The 14,336-nt window shown below is 60.6% G+C and carries 7 protein-coding genes; 2 read left to right on the forward strand and 5 right to left on the reverse strand.

What is annotated here, in order from left to right:
• Positions 1–94 precede the first annotated feature (94 nt).
• Positions 95–8,488, forward strand: a complete 8,394-nt coding sequence (locus CRO19_RS22475) for a non-ribosomal peptide synthetase (protein WP_097098053.1) — start codon at positions 95–97, stop codon at positions 8,486–8,488.
• A gap of 146 nt (positions 8,489–8,634) precedes the next feature.
• On the forward strand, positions 8,635–9,897 hold the full coding sequence (gene entS, locus CRO19_RS22480) for an enterobactin transporter EntS (protein ID WP_097098054.1): 1,263 nt from the start codon (positions 8,635–8,637) through the stop codon (positions 9,895–9,897).
• On the opposite strand, the gene fepB is transcribed toward entS, so the two are convergent.
• The 5 genes from fepB to CRO19_RS22505 form a co-directional block, all read right to left on the reverse strand.
• Positions 9,858–10,844, reverse strand: coding sequence for a Fe2+-enterobactin ABC transporter substrate-binding protein (fepB, locus tag CRO19_RS22485; protein ID WP_097098341.1), 987 nt, complete (start codon positions 10,842–10,844; stop codon positions 9,858–9,860). The two genes, entS and fepB, sit on opposite strands and share 40 nt — an antisense overlap.
• Positions 10,845–10,992: 148 nt before the next feature.
• Positions 10,993–11,925, reverse strand: coding sequence for an ABC transporter substrate-binding protein (locus tag CRO19_RS22490; RefSeq protein ID WP_097098055.1), 933 nt, complete (start codon positions 11,923–11,925; stop codon positions 10,993–10,995).
• 9 nt (positions 11,926–11,934) lie between these two features.
• On the reverse strand, positions 11,935–12,669 hold the full coding sequence (locus CRO19_RS22495) for an ABC transporter permease (protein WP_097098056.1): 735 nt from the start codon (positions 12,667–12,669) through the stop codon (positions 11,935–11,937).
• Entirely contained in the window at positions 12,653–13,369 is a 717-nt protein-coding gene (locus CRO19_RS22500) for an ABC transporter ATP-binding protein (protein WP_097098057.1), read from the reverse strand. The genes CRO19_RS22495 and CRO19_RS22500 overlap by 17 nt, the downstream gene beginning before the upstream one ends.
• Complete coding sequence (locus tag CRO19_RS22505) at positions 13,366–14,331, reverse strand: HesA/MoeB/ThiF family protein (protein WP_097098342.1); 966 nt, start codon at positions 14,329–14,331, stop codon at positions 13,366–13,368. Before CRO19_RS22505 ends, CRO19_RS22500 begins: the two co-directional genes overlap by 4 nt.
• Between the last annotated feature and the right edge of the window lie 5 nt (positions 14,332–14,336).

Genomic DNA, 14,336 nt, shown 5'->3' on the forward strand with positions numbered 1-14,336 from the left:
CCAGGTGCTTACGGACGTAAGTGACTGGGGTGAGCGCACGCAGCCAACGCCGCTGCAGCCCGAAGGATGACGGGAATCAGACAGGAACTGTCTCTTGGCAACGATCAAACAACCCTATCCTTTAGTCGCGGCGCAGCCCGGCATCTGGATCGCTGACAGCATTGCGCAGCCGCGCAATCAATTTACCGTGGCGCACTACAGCGTGTTGCACGGCAACATCAACCGCGTCGCACTTGATAGCGCTATTCGTCAGGCGATGGCCGAAGCTGATACCGTGCAGGCGCGCTTTGGTCTCGACGATGAGGGCAATCCGGCGCAGTGGTTCGATGCACAAGCCCCCATCGCACCGGAATGGCACGATTTTAGCCAGCGTGCCGACGCAACCCGCCAGGCGCACAAGCTGATGCAGGCAGATCTCGCTGCTGAGCTGCCTGCCGACGGCGACGCTCCGCTCTATCGTCACGTGTTAATGCGCGTCGATGACGGCAGCTGGCTGTGGTATCAGCGCTATCATCATCTGCTGGTTGATGGCTTCAGTTTTGCGGCGTTGACGCAGCGCATCGCGGCGATCTATGCCGCCGTGAGTGCCGGCGAAACGCCTGCGCCCACGCCGTTTACCCCCTTCACCACGGTGATTGAGGAGTATCAACAGTGGCAGGATTCCGCCGCCTGCGCACGCGCCGCCAGCCACTGGCAAAGCTACACCGCTGAGCTTCCTGAAACCCTTACGCTCTCAAATGAAAACATAACGCATCCCGACGCTCGCCCCATCAGTTGTCAGGTCACCCTCCCGCAGTTGACGAGATTGCATCAGCAGCTGGCTGACAGCAGCGAAGGAGATATCGTCAGTGCCCTGTTAATTGCCTATCTCGCCCGCATCAGCAACCGCTCGCGTTTGTCGATTGGCTTTCCGTTCATGCGCCGCATGGGTTCGGCGGCGATCTCAACGCTCGGACCGGTGGTGAATGTATTGCCGCTGATCTTTAGCGTGAGCGATGAGATGACGTTACCGGCGCTGTTGCAGCAGGTGCAGAGCGAAATCCGCAAAGCGCGCCGTCATCAGCGTTATGAAGCGGAACAGCTGCGCCGCGATCTGGGTCTGGTTGGCAGCAGCCAGGCGCTGTATGGCCCGGTGATTAACGTCAAGGTTTATCACGACGATGTGCAATTCGATGGTCATGGTGCCGCCACCCACACGCTGGCAATGGGCCCGGTGGACGATCTGGAATTTGAGGTTGGTTTCCGCGACGGTGCATTACAGTTGACGTTAGTCGCTAACCCGCAGCGTTATAATGCAAAATCGTTACAACGTCACGCCGAACGCATTGGCTATCTGCTAAACCAGTTTGTTGATAATCCTGCTATTAACGTGGGTGCGCTGTCGCTGATTGCCCCGCAAGAGCAGGCCGATCTGCAGCGCTGGTCAACCGGCCCTGGCATCATACCGCCTGCCGATACCGCCACCATTGTTGATGTCCTGCTGCAATCTGCTGCGCAACATGGCAATGAGATCGCGGTAGTTTGCGGCGAGCGCAGCCTGAGTTATCGCCAGCTTGCCGATCGCGCGATGCAGCTTGCACATCTGCTGATCGCGCGCGGTTTGCACGCCGACGACGTGGTGGCAATCGGAATTCCACGTTCTGTAGATTCACTGGTAGCGATATTTGGCGTACTGGCAAGCGGCGCGGCCTATATGCCGCTCGACCTCGACTACCCGCGTGAACGCTTAACCCTGATGTGCGATGACGCGCAGCCCAAACTGCTACTCACCCACACTCGCACGCTGGAGCAAATGCCAAAACTGCCGCATCTGCTGATTAACGAGATTGAGTTGAACAAGCATCCCACCGCGCGACCCGCAACTAACCTGTGCGGTGTCGATCTGGCTTACATGATCTACACCTCGGGATCGACCGGACGCCCCAAAGGCGTAATGAGCACGCACCAGGGTTTGCTCAATCTGTTCCTCTCGCATCGTGAACACCTGTTTGGCCCCGCGATTGCGCGCTTTACCGCCAACAGTCCGCGCCGCATGCGCGCGGGTCACACCGCCTCATTCTCCTTTGACTCCTCCTGGGAACCGCTGTTCTGCATGCTGATGGGCTGCGAGCTAAATATCTTCAACGAAGATCTGCGCCGCGACGCCTGGGGATTGATACAACAGATGAACGCGGTGCCGGTGGATTTACTGGATATCACACCGTCGTTCTTCTCACAAATGATCGACAGCGGCCTGCTGGAAGCCGATAACCATCGCCCATCATTTGTGATGATTGGCGGCGAAGCGGCAACGCCGACACTGTGGAAACGGATGCAGCAACAGCAGCAGATGGAGATCCACAACTATTACGGCCCGTCGGAATACACCATTGATACGCTCGGCGCCAACGTGATGGCCTCGCCGCAGCCGGTGATTGGCCGTCCAGTGGGGAACAGCGAAGTCTATTTGCTGGATAACCAGTTGCGTCCGGTACCGATTGGCTGCCCAGGCGAGTTGTACATTGCCGGAAGCGGCATCGCGCGCGGCTATTTGCGTCGCCCCGATCTCACCAGCGCACGCTTTGTTGCCAATCCGTTCCGCGCAGGCGATGTGATGTACCGCAGCGGCGACCTGATGCGCTGGAATCAGGATGGTCAGCTGGCGTTTATTGGCCGTACCGATCACCAGATTAAAGTGCGCGGCTTCCGCGTCGAGTTGGGTGAGGTGGAGAACGCGCTGGTGGCGCTGCCGGAAGTCAGCACCGCCATCGTCATCGCCGAAGTGATAGGCGCGACGCATCGCTTAATTGGCTACTGCTCGGTGCAGGATGATGCGCTGCGCGCAGAGGGCACTCTCAGCGCGCAATTGCTGGCGCAGCTTGCAACACGGCTTCCGGATTACATGGTGCCGGCGGTACTGATGGTGATGGAGACGTTGCCGCTTAATGTCAACGGCAAGATTGATCGCCAGGCGCTGCCAAAGCCGCAACAGGCAGCGCAGAACCAAAGCCGGGCTGCCAGCACGCCGCAGGAACAGCTGATTTGTTCGGCGATAGCCAACCTGCTCGGGCTGGAAAGCGTGGGTGCAGAGGATGATTTCTTTGCACTCGGCGGTGACAGTATCTCGGCGATGGGACTTAGCACCGCCGCGCGTCGCGCCGGTTATCTGCTGCGTCCGCGTGAAATTTTCGCTGAACGTACCGCTGCCCGCATGGCGCGTGATTTAACGCCGTTGGCACAACAGTCCACCGCTAACCGGGTGGCGCAACAGGGCGCGATTGGCGGATTGCCGATCCTGCACTGGTTCCACGCGCAGGCAGGCATTAATGCGCGCTTTGCCCACGGCGTGCTGCTGTCGGTGCCGCCGCAGTTACAGCAGGCGCAGGTAGAACAGTTGATCGATCAACTGGCGCGGGCGCATCCCGTGTTGAACGGCTTTACGCGCGATGAGCAGCTGATCGTCGGCGAAACATTGCCTGCATGCCCTGCCCGCGTACGCGTATGGGCAATAGCAGATCGCGATAGTGCGGCGGAGCAGGCGTTTACCGAAGATGCTTACGCGCTTGATCCCGCTGCCGGTGCGTTACTCAAGGCCACGCTGTTGCAACAAAACGGCGCCAGCTGCGCGCTGGTGTTGACGCTGCATCATTTAATTGTTGATGGCGTTTCCTGGCGCGTGTTGCTGGATGAGCTGCAACAGGCCGGTGATGCGCTGCTCAATAACACGCCGCTGATGATCCCTGCAGAGGAAACCTCGCTGCATGACTGGTCGGCGGCCTTGCTGGCGAACCTCTCCGTCCGCGCTAGCGAACTGCCCTTCTGGCAACAGATGCTGGCTGAACCGCTGCCGGCGATTGGACAGCGATCCCTTCAGCACAGCGATCGCCAGCAGCATCGGCGCACGCTGCTGGATGCGGCCACTACGCACGCGCTGCTCAACACGCTGCCGCAATCTTATCGCGCCACCAGCGAAGAGTTGCTGTTAACGCTGCTGACCCTCGCGCTGCGCCAGCATAACGGCAGTGCGATGCAACGCGTTACGCTGGAATCGCATGGCCGCGCCGAGCTGCATACCCAGCAGGATTTGGCGCGCACCGTTGGCTGGTTAACGGCGGAATTCCCGCTGTTGCTGGCATTACCGGAAAACCCACAGGCGCCGCTCAACGCCAGCGTACGCGCGGTAAAAGCGGTACTGCGCGCGGTGCCGGACCGCGGCATTGGCTATGGTCAGTTACGTTGGCTGGATGCGCATCGCGGCGTTACGCTGGCAAAACTGGCGGCCGAGCATGCGCCGCAGGTGCTATTTAACTACCTGGGGCGCTTCCAACAGCGCAGCGGCTATTGGTCGCCACAGCGCACCGCCAAGGCGTTCCACGACACCTTTGCGGTGATGCAGGATGGCGCGCCGCCGCTGCAGCATGCGTTAGAACTTAACGTGTTTGTCGAAGAGCAGCCGGACGCGGCGCAGCTGGCGCTCAATTGGAGCTGGGCCGCTGGCGTGTTAAATGCTGAGGCAATTGAACAACTGCATCTGGCGATGGTCAGCACCGCGCAGGCGTTGATGGCACTGGCACAAGATCAGCCGCAGCAGGCCGCCAATACGCTGGTTGCCGCCGACGTGGCCATTGATGGCGTAGACGATATCACGCTGCAACAGCTGCATGCGCGTCACGGCGCCTTCAGCCATGTGCTGCCGCTGTTGCCATTACAAAAAGGCCTGCTGTTCCACGCTCAAACCACCGCACAACAAGGCAGCTATAACTCGCTGACGCGTCTTACGCTGAGCGGCGAGATCGGCGCCGCAGCCGTTCAGCAGGCGCTGAACGCGGTGCTACGCCGCCATCCACAGCTGGCGGCACGCTTTGATGCCGAACTCAGCCTGCAACCGCTGCAGCTGCTGCCGGAAGGCGAGCGGGATTGGCCGCTGGCGGTGCATCAGTTGGCTGAGGAAGACGAAGATCAGGCGCTGCTGGCGCTGGAGCATCAGGCGCTGGCGCAGGATCTGTTTAGTCAGCCGATCATGCTGCAAGCCACGCTGATCGCCCATCGCGATGGCCTGCGCTGGACGCTGCTGCTTAACGCGCATCATCTCGTGGTCGATGGCTGGTCAACGCCGGTGATCCTCCACGATCTGCTTTGTGCGCTGCGCCAGCAAACCCTGCCCGCGCTCAGCAGCAGTTATGTTGACCTGGTGCGTCAACTCAGCCAGCGTGACTGCGACGACGCCCGCCAACAGTGGCAATCGTGCCTGCGCGACGTGCGGCCGACGCTGCTCTATCCAAACGCGGCCGACAGCGCGGTCAGCGAAAAACGCATCACGCTGGATGCCACGCTGGAGCGCGAGCTTTATGCGCTGTGTCGGGCGCGTGGATTAACCCTGAACACCGTCATGCAGGGTGTGTGGGGCTTGATGCTGTCCGTTGCCAGCGGCCAGCAGGACGTGGTGTTTGGCGCACCAGTGTCCGGTCGATTTGGCCAGATTGACGGTATCGATCAGCACGTCGGCCTGTTCAGCAACACCTTGCCGGTGCGCGTTCGCTTCGATCATCAGCGGCCACTGCTGGCGCAGCTGGCCGATCATCAGGCGCAGCAGATCCAGCTAATTGAGCAGGATTGTCTCGGATTGGCCGAAATTCAGCAGCTGGTTGGCGCGGGTACGCTGTTTGATACCTTGCTGGTGGTCGAGAACTATCCGGACAACCAAAGCGTGCTGGATGCCAATGCCGACGTGCGCTGCGAGGCGATTCACAACCGCGGCTATACGCATTACCCGCTGACGCTGCTGGTGCTACCGGGTGAACAGCTGACGCTGCTGATGGAGTATCGCGACTGCGTCAGCGCGCCGGAACGTCTCGCCGAGCGGTTGCTCCTGCTGCTGCAACAGCTGGTTTCCACGCCCGATCTGCCGCTGACGCAGTGGCGACTGCAAACGCTGGCTGAGCAATCGCTGCTGGCGTGGGTCAATAACACCGGCGTGCAGCTGGAAGATGAAACTCTGCAGCAGGCAATTGCCCAGCAGGCAGCGCGTACGCCCGATGCGCTAGCGCTGGTTGATGAAGCGCATCGTTTGAGCTACAGCGACATGCAGCGGCAGGTTACGCTGCTGGCGGATCGCCTGATCGAAGCCGGCGTGATGCCGGGCGACATCGTCGCCGTGGCGCTGCCGCGTTCGGTACGGCTTAGCATCGCGCTCAGCGCCATTTTACAAGCTGGGGCGGCGTATCTGCCGCTGGATATCGGTTATCCCGATGAGCGTTTGGCCTACATGGTAGAAGATGCGCGGCCGTGGGTGGTGATCACCGAGTCAGCGCTGGAAATTCGTTTCGCCCGTTTTGGTACGCTGATGCTGTTTGATGGCTTAGCCAACCCACAGGCTCAGGCTCGGCACACGCTGCCGCAGGCGGATGCCAATCGGCCGGCTTACGTCCTTTATACCTCGGGTTCCACCGGCAAACCGAAAGGCGTGGTGGTGAACCAACGCGCTATCGTCAATCGTCTGCGCTGGATGCAGGCCAGCTATCCGTTGCGCGCCGACGATGTGGTGCTGCAGAAAACCCCGTGCAGCTTTGATGTCTCGGTGTGGGAGTTCTTCTGGCCGCTGATGACTGGCGCGCAGCTGATGATGGCTCCAGCGGAGGCACACCGCGATCCGCAGGCGCTGTGGCAGCTGATTGACGATTATCGCGTCACCACAATGCATTTTGTCCCCTCGATGCTGGCCGCATTTGTCGGCCATCTGGCGACGCAAACCGATCGTGCTTGCCCAAGCCTGCGCCGCGTATTTTGTAGCGGTGAAGCGTTGGCGTGCGATTTGGCGCGCAGCTATCAGGATCTGATTGCCGCACCGCTGCACAATCTGTATGGCCCGACCGAAGCCGCCGTCGATGTCACCTGGCAACCGGCCAGCGGCAGCGCGCTAGCGAGCCTCAACGGTCCGGGCGTGCCGATTGGTCGCCCGGTGTGGAACACGCAGCTGCATATTCTCGATAACCTGCTGCGCCCGGTGCCGGTTGGCGTGCCCGGCGATCTCTATCTCAGCGGTGTGCAGCTGGCCGATGGCTATTTGCACCGCGCCGACCTCACCGCGCAGCGCTTTGTCGCCGCGCCGTTTGCCGAAGGGGAACGCATGTATCGCACCGGCGATATTGCCAGCTGGCGCGCCGACGGTGCGGTTGAGTATCTGGGACGCAGTGACGATCAGCTGAAAATGCGCGGACAGCGTATTGAGCCGGGCGAGATCGAACAAGCCCTGGCGGCGCTGCCAGGCGTGGCGCAAGCGGTGGTCGCGGCGCGCAACCTTACGCAGCAGTCAACGCCGGGCGTCGATAATCGTCAGCTACTGGGCTGGCTGGTAGCGGAAGCGGGCATCACGCTGGACCTCGAGCGCGTGAAGCAGCAGCTGAGCGAACGATTGCCTGCGCATATGCAGCCGGTCAGCTATCTGCTGCTCGACCAATTGCCGCTGAGCGCTAACGGCAAGCTTGACCGCAAAGCGCTGCCGATGCCGCAGCGCAGCGCGCGCAGCGGTCGCTTACCGGACAGCGCCAGTGAGCATTTGCTGGCAGAGCTGTTCCAGCAGCTGCTGGGTTGCGACAGCGTGTTCGCCGACGACGATTTCTTCGCGCTCGGCGGCCATTCGCTGCTGGCGATGCGTCTGGTGGCAGAACTGCGTCGTCGTGAGGTGCCGCCGCTCAGCGTCGGGCAGATCATCGCGGCACGCAGCGTGGAGAAGCTGGCGGCGCTGCTCGACGACGGCGCCAGCAGCGAAACCGGTGGCAACGGTGAACTGCTGCCGCTGCGCGCAGGCAACGGCCCTACGCTGTTCTGCATCCATCCCGCCTCCGGTTTCGCCTGGCAGTACAGCGCCCTGCTGCACTATCTGGACGGCGACTTCCCGATTGTCGGCCTGCAATCGCCGCGTCCTGATGGGGTGATTGCGGCGTGTCACAGCGTGGCGGCGATGTGCGATCGGCATCTGGCAACGATTCGCCAGCAGCAGCCGAGCGGGCCCTACTTCCTGCTCGGTTATTCGCTTGGCGGCACGCTGGCGCAAGGCATCGCGGCACGCCTGCAGGCGTTAGGTGAAGAGGTGGCCTTCCTCGGCCTGCTGGATACCTATCCGGCGGAAGGTCAGGACTGGCGCATGCCGGATGCCGCGGAAGCGGAACATGAGGTGGCGCGGGAGCAGGCCGAATTTATGGCGGCAACCGAAGACGAACGCGATCCGCTGCTGCGGGCGGAGAAGGCGGCGATGTTTAGCACCATCGTGGCTAATTACAAAGATGCCGTCGCGCGCCTGGCCGAAGCGCGCACGCCGCGTTATGCCGGCAGCGCCACGCTGTTTATGGCGAAAAGAACCGTGCCGCCGGATATGGATGTCCGCGCCAGCTGGGCGCCGTTTGTGGATGAGCTCACCCTCATCCCACTGGATTGTGAACACGCCGATATTCTCTCGGCGGATTCGCTGAAGGTATTGGGACCGTTGATCAATCAGCTGTTAGCGGGTTGAGCTTTGGTGCGGGCATCGAAACGGTGCGCATAAATGCGCACCCTACGAAAGGTCTGCACGTTTTTGTAGGGTCGTATTCATAGCGGCCTGGAAATAAGTGTAGGGTCGCCATTCATGGCGACCTTTACCCCTTATGTTGGAGATATATGGCTAAGCCCTCGATATTTTTAGATTTTAGTTTGCTGAAAAATAACCCGTCATTCCGCGCAATATTCTGCGCTCGCATGCTGTCGGTGTTTGCGCTCGGCATGCTGGCGGTGGGTGTGCCGGTGCAGATTCAGGCCATGACCGGCTCCACGCTGCAGGTGGGCGTGGCGGTGATGCTCGATGGCGTCGGCATGTTTATCGGCCTGCTGCTTGGCGGTGTGCTCGCAGATCGCTACGATCGCCGCAAGCTGATCCTGTTTGCACGCGGCACCTGCGGCATCGGCTTTGTGCTGCTCAGCCTGAATGCCTTCAGCTTAGCGCCTTCGCTGCTGGCGCTCTATTTTCTCGCCTTTTGGGATGGCTTCTTTGGAGCGCTGGGCATGACCGCACTGATGGCAGTGATCCCGCTGATCGTCGGACGCGAACATCTGGCTGAAGCCGGTGCGCTCAGCATGCTAACGGTGCGCCTCGGCGCGATTCTCTCGCCAGCGATTGGCGGGATGATTATCGTCGCGGCAGGCGTCGGCTGGGCCTTTGCGGTCGCCGCCATCGGTACGCTGGCTACGCTGATTCCGCTAGTGCGTTTGCCCGCCATGAAACCTGAACAGCAGGAACCGGAGCATCCGCTGCGCGCGCTGGCGAGCGGCATTCAATTTGTTTGCCAGCATAAAGTGGTGGGCGCGGTGGTGCTGGTTGGGTTACTGCTCAGCATGGTGGGCGCGGTGCGTATACTGTTCCCGGCGCTGGCGCTAACCTTGCACGCCGATGCCTCGGCATTAGGTTTGATGTATTCTGCGGTGCCGCTGGGCGCGATGATCGGCGCATTTACCAGCGGCTGGGTGCGACAACTGGCACGCCCGGGGCGGGTGCTGATCGGTTGTGCGCTGCTGGCGTTTGCCTGCATCGCCTCGCTCGGTTTCTACAGCCATTTGCTGCCCGCACTGCTGGCGCTGGTGTGTTACGGCTACAGCAACGCTATCGCCTCGCTGTTGCAATTTATGCTGACGCAGCATCACACGCCGGATGCGCTGCTGGGTCGCGTTAACAGCCTTGGCACAGCACAGGATGTGACGGGCGATTCGCTTGGCGCATTAGGTTTGGGGGCACTGGCACGGGTGTTGGCGCCGTTGAGCAGCGTGTTGTGGTTTGGTGGCCTGGCGGCGGGGCTGTTGGTCTTGCTGGCGCTGGCGGCGCGCGGCCTGCGCACCGCACGCCTCGGCGATCAGCCTGATGCGTCGCGACCAGCCACCGCTGACGCTTGATGCGTGAATTGCCGCTCGATGCTGCTCAGCATATTGCTGGCGCTGTAGTAATCGAGGCGGAAAGTGTCGTTCCCCACGGCAAAAATAGCGTGCTGCTGCACCGCGGGCAGATGGGCGAGGAATGGATTCTTCGCCACCTGCGGCACGGTTTTCTCATCGGCCGCAAACAGCAAAATAGTGTTGCCGGTGATGCCATCGGCCATATTTTCACCGTTTAGCTGAATGATGTCATTGCGCTTGCCCATGCTGGTGCTGCCCTGAAAACTCGCGGGCGGCGCGGCCAAGGTAAAGCCCAACGCCTTTAACAGCGCACCCTGCGCCGAGGCCGGTGTCCATAGGTTCATGCCGCGTCCATCTTCGTAATAGACCACGGCAGACGTCGGCTGCGGCGGCAGCGTGATCGTATTGCGCACCGCTGCGACGCGCTGGTCAAACGCAGCTATCAGCTTTTTCGCATCCGCTTCATGACCGGTGATGTCGCCCAGCTGTAAAGCTAATGCCTGCCAGCTCTTATCGCCGTAGTCGATCACTAATACCGGCGCAATGGTTTGCAGCTGATCGTACAAGCGCAGCGCTGAATCCCCGCCGGTGGCGGCCATCACGATCAAGTCCGGCGCTTCGGCCGCAATCGCTTCGGCGTTTGGCTGCGACACGTACAGCGGTTTTACCTGACGCGCTTTCGCCACTTCACTCCACTGAGTAAAGAAGCCCTGCGCATCCGCCACGCTGCTATTGCGGCTGGTGGCGCCAGAGCCGATCAGCGGCGCATTAATTGCCAGCAAAGTGCCGCTCAGCGTGACGCTGGTCGAAACAATACGCTGCGGCGGCTGTTGCAGCGTAAGTGGGCCTTGCGGGGTTTGGATGGTGCGCGGCCAGCTGGCGGTTGCGTGGGCGTGGGTGCAGATGAAAAATAGGGTGAGCAGCAGAGAAAGAGCGGGAAAACGCATCAGGTTGTCCATCACTTGATAATTGAGAATAAATATCATTATCAAAAATACAGCGGCGTGCAAGCGTAATTCTTTGTGTTTTTCCTGTCGCCATGAATGACGACCCTACCTATTAGTAGGGTGCGCATTACTGCGCACCTGGCAGAAGTTACTGCAGTGAATAACGCGCCATCGGCGCCACATCCTTAATCACACCATTCGCTTTCATATACTCACCAAATGCCTGATAGCGCGCCCGATCAAACTCTGCGCTGTGCGCAGCAAAGTACGGTAGCGTCGCCTGCCACGCTTCATGGTTTAGTTTGGTGTTCAGCTCTGGATATTGCTTGATAAATGCCTGCCACGCCTCTTGCGGATGCGCGCGCAGCCATGCCACACCCGCATCAAGCCCGCGCAAAAACGCCGGAATACGTTTGTCCTGCGCGGCCGTTTTTTGATTTGCCAGAATAATCAGTTCGTCATACGCCGGCACACCGTAATCCTCAGGTTTGAACACCGTCGGATTGGCGCCTTTGTCCTGCAGATCCAGCAGCTCATAGTTGCGGAAGATGGTCATCGCACCCTCAATCTTGTGCGTCAATAGCGCTGATTCACCGTCCATATTCAGGTTAATCAGCTTCACGGTGGCAACATCAACGCCCTGCGATTTCAGCATATTGCGAATTGCCACGTCTTCCGTTCCCGGTACCGCATAGCCCAGCGTTTTCCCTGCAAAATCTTTTAAAGAGTGAATATCGCTCGCAAGCGTGGTCAGCGTATTCAGTGGCTGATTGATTAAAGTGCCAACGCGGATGACTGGCACATCCTTCTCCACCAGCGTATAGAGCTGCGGCTGATAGCTGATAGCAAGATCGGCTTTACCTGCGGCCAAGAGCAGCGGTACAGAGGCGGAATCGGCAGGCGCGATCATCTCTACGTCCAGCCCCTCTTTTTTGAAAGCCCCGCTGTGCTGAGCCGCAAAAATCGCGGCATGATTCGGGTTAATAAACCAGTCGAGCAGCAAACGAACTTTCTCTGCGGCGTGGACATGAGCAGAAGCCAGCAACAGCAAGGTGGTAAAAATAGTGCGTAAGGTGTTCAAAGTGCATCCTTATGAAGTTTGCCAGAGGGTTTTCTTGCGAATCAGCGCCACGCTGCCGGAGAGCAACAGCGCCAGAATCAGTAACAGCAGCAGTGCAGCAAAGCTGGTGGCGGTTTCCAGCCGGGCGTTGGACTGCATCATCAAGTAGCCCAACCCTTCACTGGCTCCTACCCATTCGCCAATCACGACGCCTATCGGTGCCAGCACCGCCGCCATCTGTAAGCCGGAAAAAAACTGCGGTAAGGCGGCGGGCCAGCGCACGCGCCAGAAGATGCGAAAGCGCGATGGCGTGGTGGTTTGCGCCAGCTCCAGCCAGCCGCTCGGCGTGCGGCACAGCCCATCGAACAGCGACAGGCACAGCGGAAAAAACAGAATCAACGCCGCCACCACCACTTTCGACGCAATGCCAAAACCGAGCCACAGCACCAGCAGCGGCGCGAGGGCAAATACCGGGATCGCCTGGCTGGCGGTGACCAGCGGAAACAGCACGCGTCGCAGCAACGGGCTGGCAGCCATCAGCACCGCCAGCGTCACGCCGGCACCCACGCCGAGCAGCAGCGCCAGCACAATTTCCGCCAGCGTATATAACATGTGATGCCAGAGCAGTTGGCGCTGCAGCCATAGCGCTTCAAGCACCGCCTGAGGCGCGGGCAGTAAAAAGGTCGGCACGCCGCTGTGACGCGCCAGCAGCCAGCCGCACAGCAGCACCACAAACAAATAGATCGCGCTAAACAGTGTTTTCATGGGTATTCAATCGGGAGAAAAGTTGCGCCTGCGCCTGCAACACGCCGGGATCATCGAACGATCGCGGGGTCACACCGCCAGGCACCGGCCAGTTTTCGATCGCCAGCGGTTGGCCATCAAGCAGCAAAATATCATCAGCCATGCGGCAGGCTTCCAGGGGATCGTGGGTCACCAGCAACACGGTTTTGCCTTGCAGCAAGCGTGCGGTCAGCGTCTGCAGGCTAAGTTTGGTCATCACATCCAGCGTGGCGAACGGCTCATCCATCAGCACCACCTCACGCTGCGCATACAGCGTGCGCGCCAGCGCCACCCGTTGCCGCATGCCGCCTGAGAGCTGATGCGGCGGCGCGTGCGCCACCTCGCTGAGCTTCACCTGCGCCAGCAGCGCCAGCGCGCGCGGACGATCTGCTTTTTCACCGCCCAGTCGCGCCGATAGCATCACGTTTTCCAGCACCGTCAGCCACGGATAGAGCAGATCCTGCTGCCCCATCCAGGCGACATTGCCGCGTAACCCCTGCACCGCGCCCTGTTGCGGCTGAAGTAACCCCGCGATTAAGCGCAGCAGCGTGCTTTTGCCGATGCCGCTGCGTCCCAGCATCACCGTGGTTGTGCCGCCGCGCAGTCGCAGATTCAGCTGCTGGCACAGCGGTTTATCGCCCCAGCTAAAGCTCACGTCGTTGAACACAATGTCGTGGCTCATGGGCGATTTGCCGCCAGAATCGCCAGCTGGTTAAAGCCACGCTGCGCCAACACTGCGGCGGCCTGCGCGGCACGAATGCCACTGGCGCATACCAGCACAATGCGCTGCTGCGTCGGTGGCTGCCATGTGGCGATCGCCTGCGGCAGAATGCGCTCAACGCCCTCTGCGACGCTGACTGGCGCTTCTTCATGGCTACGCAGTTCGACAATGCAGTCATCCGCCGCCAGCAGCGGCCGATCGATAAACGGCACCGCCTGTTGCGGTTCTTCGGCCTGATCAAAGCGGAACGGGCGGAAGTGCCAGTTAACAAAATCGCAATTCACCAGACAGCCAAGCGGCGATGGCTGCAGTTCGAGCAGCACGCTGAGCGCCATCTGCGCCTGCATTGCGCCCAATGCGGCGACCGCCGGCCCCATCACGCCGGCGGTGTTGCAGTCCGCCGCGGAGGTCGGCAGGCGCGGAAATACCGCGCGATAGCTCGGCGATCCGCCACAGAAACCGCCCACGTAACCTTGTCTGCGTAACACCGAGGCGCTGATCAGCGGGATGCCAGCTAGCATGCATGCATCGGAGAGCTGATAGGTGACGGCAAAATTATCGGCGGCGTCGATCACCAGATCGCACTGCGCCAGCGCCTGCTGCATATTGCTGGCGCTCAGCGACTGCTGCATCGCGTCGATCTGCACCTCGGGATTACGCTGCTGCAAAGCCTGCTGAGCGCTGAGCACCTTGGGCTGGCCGATATCCTGCAGCGTAAACAGCGTTTGCCGATGCAGGTTATGCAGCGCCACTTCATCGTCGTCATAGAGCCGAATATGGCCGACGCCCGCGCCCACCAGCTGCGGCAGCAGCGTCGCGCTTAACCCACCGGCACCCACCACCACTACGCGCGCGTTGCGCAGTTTGCGCTGCCCGTCTTCACCCACTTCCGGCAGCATCATCTGGCGTTGATAGCGTTCCATATCGC

The sequence above is a fragment of the Candidatus Pantoea floridensis genome, from assembly GCF_900215435.1.
GTDB lineage: Bacteria > Pseudomonadota > Gammaproteobacteria > Enterobacterales > Enterobacteriaceae > Pantoea > Pantoea floridensis.

What these genes read in the sequence shown, in the direction of transcription:
- CRO19_RS22500 (WP_097098057.1), bottom strand. Translation starts at nt 13,369, where the DNA reads ATGAGCCACGACATTGTGTTCAACGACGTGAGCTTTAGCTGGGGCGAT.
- fepB (WP_097098341.1), bottom strand. Translation starts at nt 10,844, where the DNA reads ATGCGTTTTCCCGCTCTTTCTCTGCTGCTCACCCTATTTTTCATCTGC.
- CRO19_RS22495 (WP_097098056.1), bottom strand. Translation starts at nt 12,669, where the DNA reads ATGAAAACACTGTTTAGCGCGATCTATTTGTTTGTGGTGCTGCTGTGC.
- entS (WP_097098054.1), top strand. Translation starts at nt 8,635, where the DNA reads ATGGCTAAGCCCTCGATATTTTTAGATTTTAGTTTGCTGAAAAATAAC.
- CRO19_RS22505 (WP_097098342.1), bottom strand. Translation starts at nt 14,331, where the DNA reads ATGGAACGCTATCAACGCCAGATGATGCTGCCGGAAGTGGGTGAAGAC.